We start from the raw sequence: 21,407 nt of genomic DNA on the forward strand, positions 1-21,407 counted from the left end.
GTACATTGTACTATCGTCAAATGGGCTCGATTCCAAAGAAACGTCACACACAATTCAAAAAAGAAGATAACTCACTTTTTTGTGAGCAAGTAATGGGTACAAAAGGCTTTTCAGGGACACAATCCATTTTATATCATTACAATATGCCTACCACAGTTAAGGAATCCAAAATTTATCCAATCAATCAATTAAAGTATGAGAAGAGCACTCCATTAAAGCACAGGCATTTGCTAACAGATAAGTGTGGAAAGAATAAAGATGCTATATTAGGAAGGCAATATATGTTAGGAAACGATGATCTAGTTATTGGAGTTGTCAAACCTACAGAAGAAATGGAATATTTTTATCGAAATGGTGATGGTGACGAGTTGTTATTTGTTCATCATGGTTCAGGAAAAATTGAAACGATATTCGGTAGTATCTTTTACAATGAAGGGGATTATATCGTTATACCTATAGGGACGATTTATCGTGTCCTACCAGACACTAGTGAACAGCAGACACTTCTCATTGTTGAAGCAAACAGTCAAATAACGACCCCTAGAAGATATCGGAATGAATATGGCCAATTGCTTGAACATAGTCCTTTTTGTGAGCGGGATATACATGGACCTGAAAAATTAGAAACATATGATCTAAAGGGAGAGTATACTGTTTTAACGAAATCAAGAGGAATGATGACTGATCATACGTTTCTGAATCATCCATTTGATGTTATTGGCTGGGATGGTTATTTATATCCATGGAAATTTAGTATTCATGACTTTGAACCAATTACGGGACGTATTCACCAACCACCGCCAGTGCACCAAACGTTTGAAGGTCATAATTTTGTTATTTGTTCCTTCGTACCTAGACTTTATGATTACCATCCTGATGCTATCCCAGCACCTTACTATCATAGCAATGTAAATAGCGATGAAGTCCTTTATTATGTTGATGGTAATTTTATGAGTCGTAAAGGAGTAACTGAAGGTTCCATAACTCTTCATCCTAGTGGTATTCCACATGGACCCCATCCTGGAAAAATAGAAGCTAGTATTGGTAAAAAAGAAACTGCAGAACTTGCTGTCATGATTGATACGTTTAAACCATTAAAGGTTGTATCTGAAGCAACACTGATCGAAGACCATGAATATATGTCAAGTTGGATGTAAAAGCATTAATTTATATATTGTCATTGTTATTTAGCATAAGCGCAATTTGCTTATGCTTTTAATTTTGTTTTTTTCTTACATATAAGAATCCAAGAATCCTGAATGAACATACATGCCTTACATAAAAATACCCTATTGATAGACAATTTAAGTGAAATGTCTAATCAATAGGGTACTACTCTGAACTACCAATCCATATATTCTTCTCTATTTGAATTTCCATTTCCATGACAATCATTGTACATATCCTCTAATTGTTTATCAGACCAGTTTGGATGCATTTGTTCCATAAAAGGAAGCATTTCATCAAAATTAAATAGGCTAATTTCTTGATCCGTTTCGTGAGCGTATACTGCAGTTCCAATGGTAAATAACATGATTACAAGCAATAATGATATCCATCTTTTTTTCATGTTCAACACCTCACATCTTATTTATACTTGTAATTTAACAAACAAATGTGCAGATTCTATGTGGAAAGTTTGATAAAAATTTGAATGATTTGAAAATATCTTAAGTAAATAAAGTTGACTTCAAAATAGAATTAGTGTACTATGTAACTAGATCACTAAAACAATATAACAATTAAATTATTGACACATATTTGAGGAGGATTTTTATGGATTCTTGGATAGGATTATTAAAAAAAGATTTTTTATTAATGAAAAACAGACTATTGGTTTTTTTATTAATTGATTTAGCTGCATTTGCATTAGGTTGGTATTTGCATATTCGTGAAATCGGATTTGTTCAACAACCAGAATTAAATTGGGTGCTGTATGATAATAATGATTTGATCAAATTTATACCTCTCGTAATAGCTATAGGAATACATGTGCTTTTTATAGGGAATTACATTTTGATGAGTTTAAACAAAGAAGGGAAACAGTTACATTTGTGGCTTCACAATCCACAGTCAGCAATTGTTTTGTTAGGGAGCAAATTAGTGAACGGTTTCATTGCATTGATTTTATCTTTAGGATTATTAATCATTCTTACGACGATCAATTTAATTCCTTTTTTATCTGAAGTGAGTTTTTACCTGGGAGACTTAACAAAATTGCTACTTTATTTTGTAGTAAATATAATTTTCTTATCACTTTTAATAGGTATATGTTTCATGTTTTTCTGGACGATTTATCATGTACTTAAAAGTCGAATTGGTAGATGGAGTGTGTTAGTTCTTATCATCCTCATTAATTTATTCATATGGATGTTTGTAAGTTTGGAAAGCACTGCTGTTTATAATCAATTGGTTCAATGGGGTGAATATAAGCTTGAATTTTCAACACTTGAATCTTTTAACTATAGTGATGGTGAATTTGATCAGATGATTACTAATTATTTAGGTAAAAATTTGTTTGATACTATATTTGCATTATTATTATTTGTTATTTCAGCATGGGTGATAGAAAAGAAGGTCGAGGTGTAATAAATGGATGATTTTCAAGCCACAAAACCAATATATATGCAGTTAGTGGAACGAATTAATCATAAAATTGTACGAAATGAATTACGTGCAGGAGAGAAATTGAAATCAGTTCGTGATATGGCTGTTGAATCCGGAGTAAACCCAAATACTGTACAGCGTACGTATAGTGAGTTAGAAAGGATGGATATTGTGGAAACGAAAAGAGGTCAGGGAACATTTGTAACGGAAGATGAAATGAAATTAAATGAGTTAAGAGATAGTCTGAAAAACGAACATATTTCAAGGTTTATTACTCAAATGGCAGACATGGGATTTAGTAAAGATGAAACGGTGAAGGGTTTGCAAGATTATATTGAACAACAGGAGGTAGAGTAAAATGATTGTGTTTGAAAATGTTTCAAAAAGTTATTTAACACAAAAAGCATTAGATAACGTGAACTTGAAAATACCTAACGGAAAAATTGTTGGCATTATTGGAGAAAATGGAAGTGGGAAATCAACGATGCTAAAACTGATGGCCGGATTAATTCGTCCTTCAAAAGGATCAGTGAAAGTCAATGATATTCCAGCAAATCGAAAAGTAAGTGAAATCGTCACTTATTTATCTGAACTTGATGCTTATTATGTCATGTACACTGTAAAACAAACCATTAATTTCTTTTCTACTCAATTTAAGGATTTTGATTTAACTAAAGCATATAAAATTATGGAGTTTATGAAATTAGACCCCGACCAAAAAGTGAAAAACCTTTCAAAAGGAAATAGAGGTCGGTTAAGAATCGTATTGTCGCTTGCTAGAGATGTCCCTTATATTATTTTAGATGAACCTTTTTCAGGACTAGACCCTATGGTACGTGAATCTGTAGTCAAAGGATTGCTTTCATATATAGATTTAGAGAGACAGACAGTGATTATTACAACCCATGAAATTCAAGAGGTGGAAGCACTTTTAGATATGATTATTGTGATTCGAAATGGGCGAATTCTAGATATGAAAGAGGTAGAGCATTTGCATGAAAAAGAGCAAAAGAGTGTTGTGGAATGGTTGAAAAAAGTATATGAGGCTAGTTGATAAGTTCTAAAAAAATGAAAGAGATCTTAAAAGATTATATGAATAGGGTTCACCAGATATAATTAACTAAATTAATGTTATCTAACTTGGAGGTGACACATGAAAGCGATCGTATATGAAAAATACGGACCACCTGATGTTTTACAGCTCAAAGAGGTAGAAAAACCTAATCCCAGGGACAATGAAGTTCTGATCAAAATTTATGCAACTACTGTTACTGCAGAAGACCCAAAACAGAGAGGGTTTACATTTCCACCTCTGTTTTGGCTCCCTACAGGAATACTTTTTGGTTTCAGAAAACCTAGAATGAAAATCCTGGGATTTGAGCTAGCTGGAGAAGTTGAGTCCATAGGTAAATCTGTAAAACGATTCAAAAAAGGGGATCAGGTTTTTGGATATACCGGCCTCAGTTTTGGAGCTTATGCCGAGTACAAATGTATGCCCGAAGATGGGTTATTGGCAATAAAACCTACTAATATAACTTATGAAGAGGCCGCCGCCTCTCCAAACGGGGCATTAAGTGCATTGGTTTTCCTTAGAAATAAGGGAATTATTCAAAAGGGAGAAAAAGTTCTTATTTATGGAGCCTCTGGATCTGTTGGTACTTATGCAGTACAGCTTGCCAAGTACTTTGGGGCAGAAGTTACCGGTGTTTGCAGTACTATGAACATAGAGTTGGTGAAATCATTAGGGGCTGATAAGGTGATTGATTACACTAAAGATGACTTTACTCAAAGTGGTGAAACTTATGACATTATTTTTGACACGGTAGGCAAGAGCTCATTTTCTCAAAGTAAAAGCTCACTCAAAAAAAATGGACGCTATCTCTTAACACATTTTGGTCTGAGCGATATTTTTCAAATGCTATGGACTACAATGATAGGTAACAAGAAAGTAATAGGAACTGCAGCAAATTTTAACTGGAAACCTGAAGATTTAAATCTTCTCAAAGAACTTTACGAAGCTAGAAAGTTAAAATCAGTCATAGATCGACTCTATCCATTGGAAGAGGCCGTGGAGGCACATAGGTATGTAGAAAAAGGACATAAGAAAGGAAACGTAGTTTTAACTTTATAACATAAAAATCAAAATCTAACATAAAAAACTATTACTACTTCTTCAATAATTTTTCTATACTTTCTTCACACCATTGAATGGTTGCCTTAACGATTAGCTGACCATGAGATAGAGTTAACATCCAATAGTCAAAGTTGGGATCTTTTTTTCTTCTTGTAACTAAGTACTCCTCGGTAGAGTTTAGGGTATCTAAAAAATCTTCCATTTTATCTTGGTACTGAACAATTTGTTCAATATTTTCTTCCACAGTTAGGTTTTGCCCGTAAAAAATCTTTAAAAGTAATTCATCTTTATGAATAGGGATTTTTTCAATGGGTTTTTTAAGCCAGTTAATGAATTCAACTCTTCCTTTCTCAGTAATTGAATACAATTTACGATCTGGCTTCCCATCCACTTTTTCAACCTGAACAACTGCGAATTCAAGATCTACGAGTTTCTTTAAGGTAGGGTAGATTTGTCCGTAACTTTCTTGCCAAAAGTGCTTAATACTATTTTCAATAGATCGTTTGATTTCATATCCCGTTAAAGGAGAGTACATTAACAATCCCAATAGAGTATACATCGTTTTATTTTCTCTAGACATTTAATCCCCTCTTTTCACCCACAATAAATCAACATAGTATATCTTGTTGATTTATTTTATTTATTCAAAAAAAGAAACTGAATTTCTATAGTATATCATGGATTTTATATATTGACATATTTTGATTCAACTCATAATATTATATCTATATGATATATATCTTTTTGATATTAATAAAGGAGGAAAGATATGTTTAGTTATGATGTATTAGTTATTGGTTCAGGTATTGGTGGATTGTGTGCTGCAGCAAGATTATCAGAACTTGGTTATAAAGTAGCTGTTTTTGAACACCATATTCGTCCAGGTGGGTATGCTACCAACTTTTCTAGAAAGGGAAAGTATTCTTTTGATGTATCATTACATGGAATAGCCAGTTTAGATGAAGGGGAAATATGTTATGATGTTTTTTCAAAGTGCGGTATTATGGATCGAATTACTCCATTGAAAAAAGACCATCCTTATACAGTTGTTTGGGAAGGAAAGAAGATCGATATTCCTCAAAATCCTGAACAGTATTTAACTGTTTTAAAAGAAATGTTCCCTCACGAAAAAGAAGGGATATCGAATTTATTTCAAGACCTATATTCTTTCAATAAAGAGATGATATTTCTAAAAGATTCAACCATTCCAAAAGAAGAAAAACAACAATTATTTCCGATAAAAGCAAAATTGTTTATGCAATGGTCACAGATGACAACGGAAGAAGTCATGAAACAATATGTGAGGGATGAAGAATTTATTTCATTTTTTACATTGTTATGGCCTTATTATGGTCTTCCGCCTAGAACTCTTTCCTCACATTACTTTTTCGTTCCATGGTTAGGTTATCATCTTGATGGTACATATTATGTAAAAGGCGGGGCACAAGCGATTGCTGATGCGCTTGCTGAAGTAATTGAAGAGAAGGGAGGGAAAGTTTATCTACGTCAGGAAGTAACCGAAATTATAGTAGAGAATAATAAAGCAATTGGAATAAAGACGAAAAAAGGAGAGATATTCAAAGGAAAGTGGATCGTCTCAAATGCCTCTCCTCAAATGACATTTTCAAAATTAATTGGTGAAACCTATGTAGACCCTTCATATCGTAAAGAATTTGAAAAGCTAGAAATAGGTCCATCTGTAACTCAATTATATATTGGATTAAAGGAGGATCCATCGAAATATAATTTGGTTGATGAGGATATTCTTTTTGTAAAAGAAAAAGACCTAAGTAAGGATTACGATTATTTACACAACGGAAACTATGAAAAAGCCAATTTTGGGATAACAAATTATTATAAATTAGATCCTGAATTAAGTCCAAATGGAAAACCTGTCATTGTATTAGCCTTTATTGATTTTATAGAAAATTGGCCCGAAAATAAAGAGGATTATCAACTGAAAAAGGAGGAGGTGACGAATTATTTCCTAGAGCAACTGGAAGCTCACTACCCAGGCATCACTAGTTCAATTGAAGTACTAGAGTTAGGAACTCCAAGAACGATGCAAAAGTATACAAAAAATCCTGCAGGAGCAGTTTATGGATTTGCCCAAACTGTGGAACAATCTGGATTACTTCGGCTTGAAAGAAAGACACCATTAGACCAGCTCTCATTAGTGGGGGCATGGACACGACCAGGTGGGGGTTATCAAGGCGCTGCAGTTTCAGGTGCAAGTGAAGCTAATAGAATTCACAAATACTTAAAACAAATGATTAGTAGTTAAGAGAAATAATATGTAAGGGGAGAAAATGATATTTTTCCCCCCGATTTTTTATGATACATAATCTCTTAGGTTCAAGAGTTGTGAAACAAGTAAGTAACAAAGACTTTTCCCAGGTAATTTTATGCAATACTAGTGATAAAAAAGTAGTATAATATGGTTAGTAAAAGGGAATGGAGGACACAACATGTACATTCCATTAACATTTTTTATTGCCGTATCTGCTGCTTTTTATTTTTATGCACTATTTAATAACTTGACCAAATGGAAATATATTTTAAAACCTGGAACGACGCTCCTCATCTTAATGTTGGTTGTAGTTAATCTTGATCAGGCGGGTATCTATGGTTGGCTCATATGTCTGGCTTTAATATTTTCCATTATCGGTGACATTCTATTAATGTTACCTTCTGATCGTTTTATTCAAGGACTAATCTCATTCTTTATCGCTCATGTCGTATATGTAGTCGCTTTTCCAGAATTTCATGAGATAAGTGGTTATTCGATTACAGTAGCCATACTACTTATACTGTGCACAATAGTGTTTGCTCTAAGCATCATTCCTGCAGTAAGAAGAGAAGGGGGAATGTTGTTAATTATTGCTGTTCTAGCTTATATGGGTATTATAACCTTAATGGTATATAAAGCAGTGATAAGTGGGGAGATAATACTTATACTAGGAGCAATCTCTTTTTATATTTCAGATGCTATACTAGCTTGGAATCGCTTTATAAAAACATATCCGTTGGGTGAATTCATGCTGATGTTTACATATTTTTTAGCACAAACATTCATTGCTTATAGTGCAATTGTATAAATGTTTGTGTTATTCTTTGTCGGAAGTAAGAGGGGAATTTTTACCGCTATTCATACCATGTTTTAAATGATATTCTTTATAAAGCCAACAAAAGGATGGATCGTTTATCTCCTGATGTTGATTTAAATTTAAAAAGATTAAAATTAATCATGGAGTGGTATCAGATGAAACAATTAAATATATCAAATTTAACTCGAAGTGTATTGCTAGTAAGCGTACTTATTTTGCTTGCTTTTTTTTCTATGTCAGTAAATGCAAAAAGCAAAGAAGATACCCATGGAATATGGACTCAAGTAGAAAGTATGAATCATGGAAAGTTTAGTTTTGAAAATGTAGAATTAAATGGAAAAATTTTTGTTATTGGTGGGAAAGATCGTTTAGAATTTACAAGGACTATGGAGGTTTATGATCCACAAATAAACAAGTGGACACAGTTAGCTAATATGAGTGTTCCTAGAAATAAATATGGTTCTAATACAGTAGACTTAAACGGGAAACTTTATATATTTGATGAGAATGCGGAAGTATATGACCCAGTGAAAGATCTTTGGACAAAAATACCGAATTACAATTACCGTGAATCTAGCCAAACAGTTGTATTAAACGGAGAAATTTATTTAATTGGTGGATCTGATGGTTATGAAAGAAATGGTTCTGCTCTTTCCGATATTGTTTCAAGAAGTGTAGAAAAGTATAATCCACATACAAATAATTGGATTGAAGTTTCTAGTTTGAATATACCTAGAGCAAATTCCCAAATAGAAGTGTTAGAAGGAAAAATATATGCTATTGGAGGATCTGATGGTGATTACAATACATTAAATAACGTGGAAGTGTATAACCCTGAAACGGATGCTTGGACAATCACTAATTTAAACTACCCAAAAAGAAACATTACATCGTTTGTAATGAATAATAAAATTTATGTTTTTGATAATGATGGAGAAGGAAAGGCTGAGGTATTCAATGCTTCTAAAAATAAATGGGAAGCTGCTGGTAATCTACAAGAACTTACGGAAGAATTATTAACTAATGATTTAAGTTTAGTTTGTACAATGGATGAAAACATTTACTTCAAACAAGATATAAATATGTATCTTACAAGTATAATTTCATATGATGTAAATACCGGTATATGGTCCAAAGTGACAAACATGTATAATCAAGACAAACCTGAAATTATGTGCGCTGATGGAACACTATACATCATAGGGGGAAAAAAGGGTGAATATGATGAGAAAGAAAACAGCTACACAGTTCACGGAAGTAAAAGAGTTTTAAAATATGATCCTTCATCAGGTTTTTCAATCAACATTAATGGAGAGATTCAAGACTATGATAACCCACCTTTACTAATCAAGGGAACGACGATGGTGCCTATGCGTAATATATTTGAATCTCTAGGTGCAGAAGTTACATGGGATCAAAGTACAAAAACAATTACAGCGACTAATCGGGACACTACCATCACATTAGAAATTAACGCAAGGGAAGCGATCGTAAATAATAGTAAAATCCATTTACAACAACCAGCTCAAATCTTTAGTGGGAATACCTTAATTCCTCTCAGATTTGTTAGTGAATCCTTAGGTGCAGATGTTAGGTATGATCATGAAACGAAAATAGTAGATATTACCATAAAATAGCACATCAACTCCAATGAACAAAAAGAGTAGAAAAGTGGGGATTAATAAAGTATGAAGAAGATAATTACAGGGTGTTTGGTACTATTTTTATTGAGTATGAGTAATACGACCCTAGCTAAGGGAAGCGATTATGATCAAATAGGTTTAATGAAGGTTTCTTCACAACCCATAACTGAAAAAGAAAATTATCAAAATATTAAAATCAAAGAAACAACAATTTCTTCGGCAGAAATCACAGATGTTAAGGGTCATTGGGCAGAAAAAGATATATTAAATGCTGTTGAAGATGGATATGTGGCAGGTTATCAAGATGGAACATTTAAACCAGATAATAAAATTACTAGAGCTGAATTTGCAGCTTTTGTTTCGAGAGTTAGCAATCTAGATACAAGTCAGCGTCCTGTAGGATTTACTGATTCTGGTCACTGGGCTAGTGGTAGTGTAGATAGGCTTGTAAATTGCGGAATTATTGATAAATCGGATTATGGGGATGAGTTTGGCTATAATGAAATTTTGACTAGATGGGAAATGACAAAGTGGTTAGTTAATGGATTGATACAGTCTAATGCGAGTTTTAGGTTTGCTTGGCATGATACGCAGCACACAATACTCCCTTTTGCTGAGTATTATAATGAAGGCTTTAATGATGAAGAAGTTCCTTATTTGGCTATTGCTAAAGGAACTGGTCTAATTTCAGGCTTCCCTGATGGCAGTGCTGGGTTAGATAGAACTACTACGAGAGCAGAAGTTGTTACTATACTTTATAGATATTTAGAGCAAGAAGGAAGTTTGGCTAATAATTATATAGGATTAAATGAATTAAGAGAGGTAGGACTAACTGGTACTAACTTTGATAGTATTGGTGTGTTAGGTTATAATACTCAGACTACAGAACTGAAAGAAGTTATTGGTAAGAAGATCGTATCTAAAGAGAACTTGATTACAGCAACTATTCACAATTATATTATTGTTAAATACGAAAATGGAAAAGCAACTGGTATTTATGATCGTATGTTTGTAGATCCTCAAAAAGTAACAAATTCCAACTATACCGGGATTGTAGCTTATGTAAATTTATCTTATGAAGTTTCTAAAGATATTTCTAGCAGTTTGACGCTATCTAATTATTTACCTTATATTTATGGTGGTTGGTTAGGAACTAAACCTGATAATTTTAATCTTTCTACAGTTACCAGTGAAAATTATTTGAAGGCAGGAAAAGTTCATAGAGTTTGGACTAATTTTAGTATAGATGATTATTCTAATGAGATAATAACTGAAGATAGTACTAGGGTGGTATTTAGTCCTAAAAAATAAGAGTTAAATTAAGCCATTCAAAGACATATTTACAAAATATAAATTATCAGCAGAATGTCCTTTTTTAGTAGTTACTTAAGATAGAGGTGTTAGAGAAATAATATCCTCATTTTTCTTGACCCAATGGATCGAACGTATGTCTCACTTTCTGGACATATATTAGAACACATTCTCGAAGCATTTAATGCATTCAACCTGAATTTTTTGTAGTGATACTAAAGGATGAAAGTTTGGTACATGAAGTTAAGCATTTAAGGAAAGAAATTAGAGATCAATATTGTCAGATTTATAGTTTCTGTGAAAGAGGTTATCGAGATAACAAAAATATCTTCATACTGATTGATCAATATAAGAATGGATTAAGTAAAATTAAACAGATTAAACTAGTGGTAGCATTTGATTTGGCACAAATAGAGTTGAGAAAATATTAGATCTAGATCCTAGATTGTTCTTAAAGAAACTAAAGGAACGCCGATCAAGGTTTTAGCTCTAAATACTTGTATATGAGAGTGTGTTTAAGCCAAGAAACAAAAAAAAGATACAAGTTCTTGTCATTTCTTTCTTTCAGGGGTTTACATTTACATATGTACAAAAGACTATGTAATGATTATGTACTTATAATTTAGATTATTACTGCATTTACATATATATTTATGGATTGTGACACAATCCATAATCAGCTCTATAAATTTAAAATAAGTCACCTTTAATGAGTGCCTTATTTTGTTGTTTTTGTTAAGATACGAATTTGAAACAGATAATTTATTCTTCAACATAAGGGCCAGATTGTAGAATAAGAGATTGGTAATAATAATTTGTTTGAAACATACTGTCAACCCCCTATATTTACCAGTCAAAAAACAAATATAGTTATTGTATGATTAGATGGCTAAAGGGGGTGAACAATTGAAGTAACTAAAAGTAATTATCATTTGTTTCCTATTTCTATTTCTGACTAATAGTATTACTTATCTAGTTGTGAGTTTTCAACTGAAGTCAATATCGATATTGATGCAGTTTAAGACAGATGGATTAACGAGACATTTAGTGTAGCTGATTTGCCACATCCATAAAGTTTAATAACTTTATATGAAAGTGTGTTTGGCGATAATTATAAAGATGAGCAGAATCTGGCCTAGAGGGTGCACAATATTTAATACAAGGATATATAAAAGCAACAATAAATATGGTCCAGTGTAAACCTACATACAACTCCAAGCATTGTCTATGGTGAAAGCACTTTTCAGAATAGTTGCCTGTAGAAAGAACAAGAATTTGAACAGAATCATTAGGAGTAAAAGGGGGATAAACTAGATCGTGATGTAGATCCAAATATAAATTATGTTTTTTACACCACCATGGAGAACGGAATTGAAAAAAATATCATTTTTTTGTTTTTAATACTTATAAGCAATGTTATTACTTATTATGCTGTTTCTACCTCGATATCTATTAAAGAAGACTATACACAATTATGCTTTACGATATGAAAGTGAATTATAAAGGAGTGATTAAAATGAGATATATAGTATTAGTCTTTCAAAACCTTCTTCTTGCTTTTGGTATCGCTTGTATTAATAAATATTTCTCTTTAAAACGATACTATGAATTATTTGAAATTCAGTTTAACGGTGGTCCTGTTTATTTTGATGGCGGTGGTATTGGAGCAGAATTTTTAGGATTCTTTATAGATGATGATGGTTGGTTATGGACTGATTTAATGAATGTTGCTAATACGTTTTTAGTAATAGGTATTGTTGTTATACTCATTTCAATAGGAACATTGATTTTCTCATTTATATATGGAGAATTCAAATCGAAGTTTAGAGTATTGGTTACCCAAAACATTCTTTTTACTTTTGGTATACTGTTCATTGAGAAATTTGTATCTTTAAAGTATTCTTATGATTTATATGTGTTTATGAAGAATCTACCGATTTCAAATTTGGAAAATAGTGAGGAAATAACACTTTTTGGATTAACATTAATTGATGGTGTAAATAGGGAAAATTTAATGGGATACGCTAATACATTTTTATTTTTAAGTGTTATATTCATGGTTCTATCTTATGGAATTGTGGTAAGGAAATCACGATTAAAAAAAACATAAAAATGCACTGAAGAATATACAGTGATTTAACTTCCTGAACTATCGGGAGCAATAGTTGAAAAAGTATTTTTTATGAGTCATAAAAAATATATCTCAAATTCAAGTCTTCGGCAATATGGCGCTTTTCTTTAATAAGAAAGTGTCTTTCTTTTTTATTAGGGCAAATTATAGATAAGATTCATATTTTTTAGACTTGTTTTGAGAAATATTTTCTCAATCAGGTCGTTTTTTTTTAACTGAACAAATCTCAATTAGATATATTTACCTGCTGTTACTAGCCACCAAAGATTCTATAATATTCTTAATAATTAGAAAAGGCGTGCAAATATATGGCTAAGAGATTTTTCCATCATTTTTGTCCATCAGATATACAAAGTAAATATTCTCTGATTGTTTTTGATGACAATAAAGCTCCTTTTATTCCTCTGACTGAATATTATCACTGGCAAATAGGTAGAGTTAGTGATAGCACTGCATTATCCTATCTGAATGCATTAGAAGTATTTTTTTACTGGTTAAAACATAAGAGTTTACATTTGGGTGAAAGAATCACTTGGGATAAAGAAACTTATTTAATAAAAACAGCAATTAAACAATATTTACAAAAAGAATTTCAGTGTAAAGTAAGAGATCAGGAAAAATATGAAAGAGTTTATCTTACAAATAAAAGTAATAAGACTGTAAATCATTTTCTCGCAGCTATAAAAGGATTTTATAAATGTATGATTAGTTTAAAATTATATCATCATAAAAACCCACTCGTCAGCTTAGAAGTGGAACAAGATATACGAGAGGATTTGGGTATAAGGAAAAATAAACCTAGAATGCCCCAAATAGCTGGAACTGAAGAACCCAAATCATTTAGAAAACAAACTGAATCATATTTTAAAATTGTCAACCACGAGTGGGTTCCTGAGATTATTGGGGACTTGGATCTACCATATATCATTTATAATGCAGGCGAAAAAATGAAATGGAGTCTGCGAGATGAAGTAATCATTAGATTTATGTTTGAAACAGGCGCTCGAATATCTGAAATTCTAGGATTAACAATCGGTGACTATAGAAATAGAACTGATAAACATGAATTATCAGCCTTTAACAAGGGTAGTTATAAAAGAAGAAGTAAATTTCTGAAAATATCACCAGATACACTTAAATTACTTATACGCTATATCAATGTTGAGAGAAACCAATATACAAACAATCCAAATAATTTTAAAAATTTAGAGAATAATGAACAAATTTTTATTTCACAAAGAGGTACAGTATATTCATATAACTCCTTCTATAATAATTGGACGAAAATCACAAAGTCTGTAGATATCAAGCTAAATCCTCATAAAGCACGACATTGGTTTGTGACCTCCATGTTAAGAGGTATTTATGAAATGTCTAATTCTTCCGCTGAAATAGAAGAAAGGAAGAAGCAACTCATAGAGTATATGAAATGGAGAGATGCAGATACCATTAATGTATATGAACATTACTATGATGAAGATAGATATAGAGACTTACATGATAAATTAATACAAAATTATTTACACCGAGAAAAAGAGTATTTAAAAAGTAAAACTAAAAACCAAATAAATCAGAAATCCACTGATGAATTCATTACAAAACAAAATAATAATTTTGATGATGAGTGGTTAAATGAATTTTATGAAGGGATGGAAGATGAATGACGAAAGTTTTAGAAGTTAAAAAGTGGTATACAAAACTTGATAGTCAAATCGATCCCAAGTTATTGTCGCTTAAAAATATAGATGATGAGTATTATTGGGATTATGTTGATGATAGTTCTATTAAATATTTTATAAAAAATGTTGGAGATAGCCCTTGGAAAAATCATCTTGCACTAAGTTTACTTTGTGTCACGGATCGGAAACTCTCACCAAGTTCAATATATAATTTAATGACAACAATAAATGCAAGACTGTTACTAATATTTAACGAATGTAATTTAAATGATATGAAACAATTTAATTATTCGGTCGTTGAAAAGTATCTATCAGGAGAAATTGCAACTGAACATTCAGATCGTCAGAGACAAATGTTCTTATCATCTTACAATAGTTTTGTTTTTAACATGTCTAAATGGATAACAACACAATTTACGAATGAGCAGCAGCAATTATTTTCCCAATATCTTTTTCCTAAAATGCCATTTGATCATCGGGATTTTAAGGTGCGTGAAAGAGCAATGGATACAGCAAAACAATACCGTAAACAGGAGACCTCTGCTGTTACACCTTTGTTACCTGAAATTAGAGCAGAAGGTCATTTTAGATGGAATCAAGTAAAGAGACTTCGAAGAACAGTAAATAAATTATTACAAAAAGTAAATGACAATCAAAGATCATTACCTATTAATTTTAGTTATGAGGAATCTGAATATGCTAGAGAACGTTGGCATTTCATTTTATGGGATAAGGAATCTTTTTGTATCAAGTATGGAGTTAATACTTCTACAAAAAATGAAGTGTTTTTAGAGTTTATTAAAGCAGAGAAATTAGAAGATGGAAGTCCTGGTGACGGTCTATGGTTTCTTGAAATTCTAAAATACAGATTAATAGGTAGTTGGTCTAACGAGTATTTAGATGAAGATGAAAGAAAATCCATTATAGATTATTTAGAAAAATGGGGATATGAAGATGCTAAGAATGGTCAAGCTCCATTCTCACATAGAACTCCTGGATTACTAACTCAAGGGGTTTTTATTACACGAAATGCAAGGAAATTCAATAAAATTCTCATAAACATGGAACCTATATATGCAGCGTGTTTGTTCGCACGTTTTGCTCTTGACATCATTACTTCTTCTGGTGCAAGAATGAACGAATTACTACAAATCAGTTATGATAAATCATGCTGTATAGTTACGATTGATAACAGTACAACTCCCGCTAAAAAAAACTACATCTACCGATTAATTCCTAAAGGGAGGGAAATCGAGGAAAATTATTATATGCCTGAAGATGTGTTCCGTTCGATGAATGACATACTATCAATGTTAAAAGAAGCATATAAATCGGATTCCATACCAGACGTGGAATATTCAGTTCCATCAAGAAAACACTTAATGAGTAAAAAAAAGTATATATTCCAATACCAAGGACGTCATATGAATGAATTTACTATTAATGCTATTATTCGATTTTTATTACATGGTATTATAATTCAAACGAATGAGGGGAAACAAGTATCTATCAAAGCTCATCTATTACGTCACGCATTTGCTACTCATGCCGTTCAAACAGAAAAGCTACCCGTAGATATTGTTAAAAATCTTCTTCATCAAAAAGATATAACAGTAACAGAATATTACTCTGCTCCTACCCAAGAGCAAGTATCTTCATCTATAGATTCATTGTACGATAATTGGACTTCTTATATTGATATTCATAAAGGGATCACAAGAGCACCAAGAGAGTTACAAGAAATATACGATGAATATAAGGAAAGGGTGGGGACACTGTCAAAAGTTGTTGGTGGAATATGTACTACAGATGCTGTTTGCCCTACTAAATTAGCATGTGTTGGTTGTGCTGCAAAAGTTCCTCGTCCTGAATTCGAAGAAGAAATATTAGCTTATTTAAAATGGGCTGAAGAAAGTGAAGTTATGTTTAATAAGAAAGGAATGCTACTTGAAGCAAAAAAAATGAAAATTTCTAAGAATCGAGCAAAAAACGAATTAAACGAAATTAGGTTAATAAAACAATATGAAAAGGATGAACTATATGAGCCAAAAGTTCGATTCACAAAATGAAAAAATATGGTTGCAAAATAACAATGAAAAGATAAAAGAAGATCGATACAAACTCGGGGTGAAAGCAATTGATGCTTTAATTAGTGAAGAGAAACCAATTTCTTATCGCAGCATTTCAAATAAATCAAAAGAATTAGATATTAAGAACAAAGGTATTCATCCGAATACAATTAAAAATAATAAGAAATTATATGAATATTATATAAAACATTCATCTTCAAAAAAACTGACTAAACGTCATTCGAGAAAACATATTAAAATTGGAGATCATGATTTCAAGAGTATTAAAATTGATCGAGATGTTGAACGTGTCAAAAGAAGATATATGCAATTGAATAAGCTAGAATTAGTGGAGTTATTAATTAATGCTGAGCAGTATATTGCCGAACAAAATCAAATATGGATAAAATCTCAATTTGAATCATTTAAATAAAATATTGAAACTCTCATATCAAAAACAAAAGTTGTTTCTTTTAAACTCAACTTTTGTTTTTTTATTTATGACAAATTGATTCGACTATGAACTAATACAAAAAACAGAGCTAAAATCTAAAATGATTTTTTAGTTGTAATTTTACTTATATGGATTGTGACACACTCCATATAAGTGCATGATATACAAGGTATTTCTCAATTTGTATGACTATTGTACAAAATACGGATTTTGTGAAAAAGTATTAAGTAAATATAGACAGAATTTCTCATAAGAGAAAATCTGCCTAATTTTTAAATTATTTTACTCTTCTATTAAACTTGCTCCCCAAGCATAAACAGAATCTGTAGTACCATTATATTTACCTGGCCATAATAATACGGTTACCATATCACTAGGATTAGTAAATTCTTTAATGACCTCAAAGTATTGCCAATCTGTCGTTACATTAATTGATTTTGAATTAGATTCACTATAATTTGCATTTTGTATTTTTATTGTTGAATTGTGAGGTTGATCTGCTTTTAACCAAATACCGAATGTATAAGTCTTTCCTGCTGGATCTACTTCTGTATGTTGATAGATGCTATCATTCACATCAATAGGTGTTACTTTATTAACAGTAGTATTTTCTGCAACAGGTGATGGTTCAATAGTTTTTTCAACATTTGTGTTTTTATACCAATGACTCGAATAGTCTTTCATAAAATCATTTGGAGAATCAAGTAATTGTGTGTTTTCTGTTAATTGTACTCCTGATGCGTACACATAACCCTGATTTCCAAAATCAAATCCAGCTGGGTACATAAATAGTGAGAGGGATTCACTATCTAATTCAAAAGGAGCAGTAATTTTATATTTTTCCCAATCCGTTGTAACTGTGAAACTTTGCTGTCCCCCCTCTGTTTTTTCTTTATTTCTCAATCTTAGTGTTATAGTATGTTCGTCATCTGCTCTTAGCCAAACACTAAATGTGTAAGCTTTATTTTTTGGATTTTCTTCTACTTTAAAATTTATATTTTGTCTGTAATCTTCAAATCCTCCTGTTTCAACTTTCCACACCTTTTGTCCATCCAATAATTCATTTGCATTTGTAATTATTGATTTATTCATGTTAAAATTTCCTATTTGAGGTATGTTTGAAACATGATATTGAAATATTGCAGAGACTGGTTTATGGTCAGACAATTGGTTCCCATTACTATCTAGAAAATCTTCATTAGGAACAGCATAATCATTGACACTTAATTGTAGAAAATCACCACTACGATATATGATTTTATCAATGCGATCACCTGACTCACCTATTCCTGGAATAACCCCTCCATTTTCAATGTCTGCCCAAGCATCGAAGAATCCTGCATCTGCAAATTGCCTAACTTCCCCTTCTGCTTTATACTTACTATTAAAGTCTCCTGTTACAATAACAGCATTTCCAGTAGACCATTGATCTATTTTGGATAACACTTGCTTAAAGTTTTTCTTTCTTACATCCTTATCTTCTTGGCTCCCGCCTGCATCAGCATGAAGGTTATATATATCTATGAAAACACCGTCACTTACTTCATGACGGGCGAATGAAAACCCTTTTGGAGTTAAACAATCGTTAGCATGACTAAAAATGCCATAACAATCATTCCAATCCTCACGTTTGAAATCTGTAAAAGTAAATCTTGAGAGACGATTTAATCCATCACCAAAACCCATGATACCTGAATGTGATGAAAGATAAGGATGATCTACTTTTTCAATTAAATCACTATGATAATTAAAATCTTCTTGAACGAGTACGATATCATAATTGTTTAATTTAGGACTGATAAGAATGGTGTTTTTATCGGGGTTTGATGATGAAACAGGATCCCATAATCCAGCTACATTATAAGTTAATAATGAAAACTCTCCTTCTACCTCTTCTGCTTTAGCTAAAGATGTATATTGATTTGACAAAATCAAACTACTAATAATAAAACTGAATACAAGGATATAAATCTTTTTCATTGAATCATCTCCTAAGTACATTTTATAATCTTTAGAACAGGACATAGTTATTTGTTCATAAAATTCTGAATGGAGAAATAACATATGGATGACTTATTATTTATGATTCATATACATACAATATTTGATTTTCATCCCGGGATTCGAATTTATTTTAACACAAATAAAATAGACCCTTAAAACACTATAATCAGCTAAATATCATTAAAATAGCATATTTTCAATATTTTTCCATAGTAATACTAGTTTTCTTGTAGTTATCCTATTAATTCTATTTATTAATAAACTGATCATTGAAATTCTCATAAATAAAATAAATATCTAAACCGTGTAAAAATATAACATATTTACTAATTAATATACATTAATTATAATGGAGTTAAGTATTATTAAAAGGGAGATGAGTATATGAAATATGTTATTATCCTCTTCTTAGTTTTACTTTTAATTGTATCTTCAGTATCATTCGTTTCAGCAAATGGGGCTAGTTTAAATAGGGCTCCAACACCAGTGAATGTTGAAGACGTACCGGGTACCTGGTATTTAGGTGCCGAACCTTTGGAAGTAGATGAAAGTAAGTCGCCTATCGTATTTGTTCAAGGTTTACATGGAAATGCAAGAGATTGGTGGGAGGAAACGGTATATTACGGAGAAAATGATATGTATGATTATTTCTATTCGAATGGCTATCGCACTGCGTTTGTACAGTTAGAGGATGCAACTGGTGGAGATGCAGCTGATATGTGGGATAATGGTCAGTTACTTGCAAATATGTTAAAGGAAATCCATGATCATTTTGAAGAAAAAGTAAACATAGTTTCACACAGTAAAGGCGGAGTAGATACACAATCTGCATTAATACATTACGAAGCTTGGCCCTACGTTGATGATGTGATTACTCTTAGCGCTCCTCATTACGGTACTCCTACAGCTGATTTAGCTTATAGCTGGTGGGCAAACTGGTTAGCAGATTTAATTGGACAGACAGATGATGGAACTTATTCTATGCAAGTGGGTGAAATGGAGAAATTCAGATTATTGACGGATAATCATGAAAACGCTTTAAAAAATACGTATTATACAGCTTCAGGTACAGGATGGGGTCCTATATTCTCTGCTCTTTGGTTTGGAGGAGCATATTTGTGGGAAGATAGTGATGGACTTGTACCAGTATCGAGTACTCAGCTCCCTTATGGGGTACACTTTTTAAGCGGTGGAGATGACGTAAATCACGATAATATTCGAATGGGATATATTTCTTTTGAAAGTATGGATCTCTTATTAAGTAATTTAAATTCTTTCTCTTCTCCTTCTTTTTCTACAAGTGAAGTTAATATTGAATCAACCTATGTCCCCGAGCAATTACTACGTGGAAATACATTACCTATAAATCAATCTATTTCAGAAGTAATTCCAGTGGAATCAGGTAATAATCAAGTGTCTTTTCAAATATTAACAAGTGGAGAGCATGTTGATGTTTCTCTTACCTCTCCAAAAGGAAAACAATTTACAAAAAAATCTAAGCAATTCAAATCATCTGATGCAAACCATATTATTAAAGGCAGTTATAGTCAAACCTTTGTTATTGATCAACCTGATTCAGGAAATTGGACGATCACGATGAATAGTTCAAAAGAAGATGCATTTCTCATTATAACAAATTTTGAAGGTTCAAATGCACTTGATATTCAATGGTCGCAGTTAGAAGATGAAGCAAATAAAAAGCCAAATAAAGAAAATGATAAATCAAAAGATGAAAAAGATAAATCTAAAAAAGTAAAGAAATTAAAAATTGATAAAAAGATAAAAATAAATAAAAGGAAACATCACAACAAAAGTTTAAAACCAGAAATTATAAATACAATTAACTCTGAATCCATTAATGTTACTTATGAAATTGTTGGTACTACTGAAGATGGCGAAGTTTTCTATAGGACCGCTGTGAAGTCATATTTTGAATAAAAATAATCCTAAAGTGTTTTAAAAATAACTTTAATTAAAAAAGACAGTCCGTTATTTCCCTCGTATAACGGACTGTTTAATCTTATTCGCTATTCTACCAAAGGTAGATCAGCTTAGTTTATTATATACCTTTCTTTTATGTTTAACAACAACATTCCAAAAAAATTCATATATATTTCAATTTTTTTATAAAATAGTTCAAAAGTCCCATTGAATTTATGATCATCTCTTTTCCTTTACAGCATTAGTATACCACAGCATCTTTGTTTTGGGAAATATAAAATGATTAAAATTGAATCTTTTTTGAATAATAAAAAAACAAATACTTTA

18 protein-coding genes are annotated in these 21,407 nt (G+C 31.6%); 15 read left to right on the top strand and 3 right to left on the bottom strand.

Annotation, left to right across the window (positions count from 1 at the left end):
- Positions 1–5 precede the first annotated feature (5 nt).
- A complete protein-coding gene (locus ERL59_RS18315; RefSeq protein ID WP_160647689.1) occupies positions 6–1,157 on the top strand; it encodes a homogentisate 1,2-dioxygenase in 1,152 nt (383 codons plus the stop codon).
- A 185-nt stretch (positions 1,158–1,342) separates the two neighbouring features.
- Here the strand turns inward: ERL59_RS18315 and ERL59_RS18320 are convergent, their stop codons facing one another.
- Positions 1,343–1,570 (bottom strand): hypothetical protein, encoded by a 228-nt coding sequence (locus tag ERL59_RS18320; RefSeq protein ID WP_160647690.1) that lies wholly within the window; start codon positions 1,568–1,570, stop codon positions 1,343–1,345.
- A 206-nt stretch (positions 1,571–1,776) separates the two neighbouring features.
- Between ERL59_RS18320 and ERL59_RS18325 the strand changes: the two genes are divergently transcribed.
- The 4 genes from ERL59_RS18325 to ERL59_RS18340 all read left to right on the top strand — a co-directional run bounded on the left by ERL59_RS18325 (position 1,777) and on the right by ERL59_RS18340 (position 4,738).
- Positions 1,777–2,589, top strand: a complete 813-nt coding sequence (locus ERL59_RS18325) for a hypothetical protein (RefSeq protein WP_160647691.1) — start codon at positions 1,777–1,779, stop codon at positions 2,587–2,589.
- Between the two features lie 3 nt (positions 2,590–2,592).
- Positions 2,593–2,964, top strand: a complete 372-nt coding sequence (locus tag ERL59_RS18330; protein WP_160647692.1) for a GntR family transcriptional regulator — start codon at positions 2,593–2,595, stop codon at positions 2,962–2,964.
- Between the two features lies 1 nt (position 2,965).
- Complete coding sequence (locus tag ERL59_RS18335) at positions 2,966–3,661, top strand: ABC transporter ATP-binding protein (protein ID WP_160647693.1); 696 nt, start codon at positions 2,966–2,968, stop codon at positions 3,659–3,661.
- 99 nt (positions 3,662–3,760) lie between these two features.
- Positions 3,761–4,738, top strand: coding sequence for an NAD(P)-dependent alcohol dehydrogenase (locus ERL59_RS18340; RefSeq protein ID WP_160647694.1), 978 nt, complete (start codon positions 3,761–3,763; stop codon positions 4,736–4,738).
- A gap of 34 nt (positions 4,739–4,772) precedes the next feature.
- Here the strand turns inward: ERL59_RS18340 and ERL59_RS18345 are convergent, their stop codons facing one another.
- A complete protein-coding gene (locus tag ERL59_RS18345; RefSeq protein ID WP_160647695.1) occupies positions 4,773–5,321 on the bottom strand; it encodes a PadR family transcriptional regulator in 549 nt (182 codons plus the stop codon).
- 189 nt (positions 5,322–5,510) lie between these two features.
- On the opposite strand from ERL59_RS18345, the gene ERL59_RS18350 reads away from it, so the two are divergent.
- The 9 genes from ERL59_RS18350 to ERL59_RS18390 all read left to right on the top strand — a co-directional run bounded on the left by ERL59_RS18350 (position 5,511) and on the right by ERL59_RS18390 (position 17,114).
- Entirely contained in the window at positions 5,511–7,025 is a 1,515-nt protein-coding gene (locus tag ERL59_RS18350; protein WP_160647696.1) for a phytoene desaturase family protein, read from the top strand.
- Between the two features lie 184 nt (positions 7,026–7,209).
- Positions 7,210–7,839 carry a lysoplasmalogenase gene (locus tag ERL59_RS18355; RefSeq protein WP_160647697.1) on the top strand — a complete coding sequence of 210 codons (630 nt, stop codon included), beginning with the start codon at positions 7,210–7,212 and terminating at the stop codon, positions 7,837–7,839.
- 164 nt (positions 7,840–8,003) lie between these two features.
- The gene (locus ERL59_RS18360; protein WP_160647698.1) at positions 8,004–9,485 is read left to right on the top strand and encodes a stalk domain-containing protein; all 1,482 of its coding nucleotides are present in this window, start codon (positions 8,004–8,006) and stop codon (positions 9,483–9,485) included.
- A 51-nt stretch (positions 9,486–9,536) separates the two neighbouring features.
- Entirely contained in the window at positions 9,537–10,802 is a 1,266-nt protein-coding gene (locus tag ERL59_RS18365) for an S-layer homology domain-containing protein (RefSeq protein WP_160647699.1), read from the top strand.
- Positions 10,803–11,032: 230 nt separating this feature from the next.
- Complete coding sequence (locus tag ERL59_RS18370) at positions 11,033–11,233, top strand: hypothetical protein (protein WP_160647700.1); 201 nt, start codon at positions 11,033–11,035, stop codon at positions 11,231–11,233.
- Positions 11,234–12,318: 1,085 nt separating this feature from the next.
- On the top strand, positions 12,319–12,912 hold the full coding sequence (locus ERL59_RS18375; protein ID WP_160647701.1) for a hypothetical protein: 594 nt from the start codon (positions 12,319–12,321) through the stop codon (positions 12,910–12,912).
- A gap of 329 nt (positions 12,913–13,241) precedes the next feature.
- Positions 13,242–14,597, top strand: coding sequence for a tyrosine-type recombinase/integrase (locus ERL59_RS18380; protein ID WP_160647702.1), 1,356 nt, complete (start codon positions 13,242–13,244; stop codon positions 14,595–14,597).
- A complete protein-coding gene (locus ERL59_RS18385) occupies positions 14,594–16,681 on the top strand; it encodes a site-specific integrase (RefSeq protein WP_160647703.1) in 2,088 nt (695 codons plus the stop codon). The genes ERL59_RS18380 and ERL59_RS18385 overlap by 4 nt, the downstream gene beginning before the upstream one ends.
- A complete protein-coding gene (locus tag ERL59_RS18390) occupies positions 16,653–17,114 on the top strand; it encodes a hypothetical protein (protein WP_160647704.1) in 462 nt (153 codons plus the stop codon). Before ERL59_RS18385 ends, ERL59_RS18390 begins: the two co-directional genes overlap by 29 nt.
- A 303-nt stretch (positions 17,115–17,417) precedes the next feature.
- On the opposite strand, the gene ERL59_RS18395 is transcribed toward ERL59_RS18390, so the two are convergent.
- Complete coding sequence (locus tag ERL59_RS18395) at positions 17,418–19,115, bottom strand: hypothetical protein (RefSeq protein WP_160647705.1); 1,698 nt, start codon at positions 19,113–19,115, stop codon at positions 17,418–17,420.
- A 408-nt stretch (positions 19,116–19,523) separates the two neighbouring features.
- On the opposite strand from ERL59_RS18395, the gene ERL59_RS18400 reads away from it, so the two are divergent.
- On the top strand, positions 19,524–21,077 hold the full coding sequence (locus ERL59_RS18400; RefSeq protein WP_160647706.1) for an esterase/lipase family protein: 1,554 nt from the start codon (positions 19,524–19,526) through the stop codon (positions 21,075–21,077).
- Positions 21,078–21,407: the final 330 nt, after the last annotated feature.

This window comes from Chengkuizengella marina (assembly GCF_009910845.1).
In the GTDB taxonomy this organism is placed as follows: Bacteria; Bacillota; Bacilli; order Paenibacillales; family KCTC-33759; genus Chengkuizengella; species Chengkuizengella marina.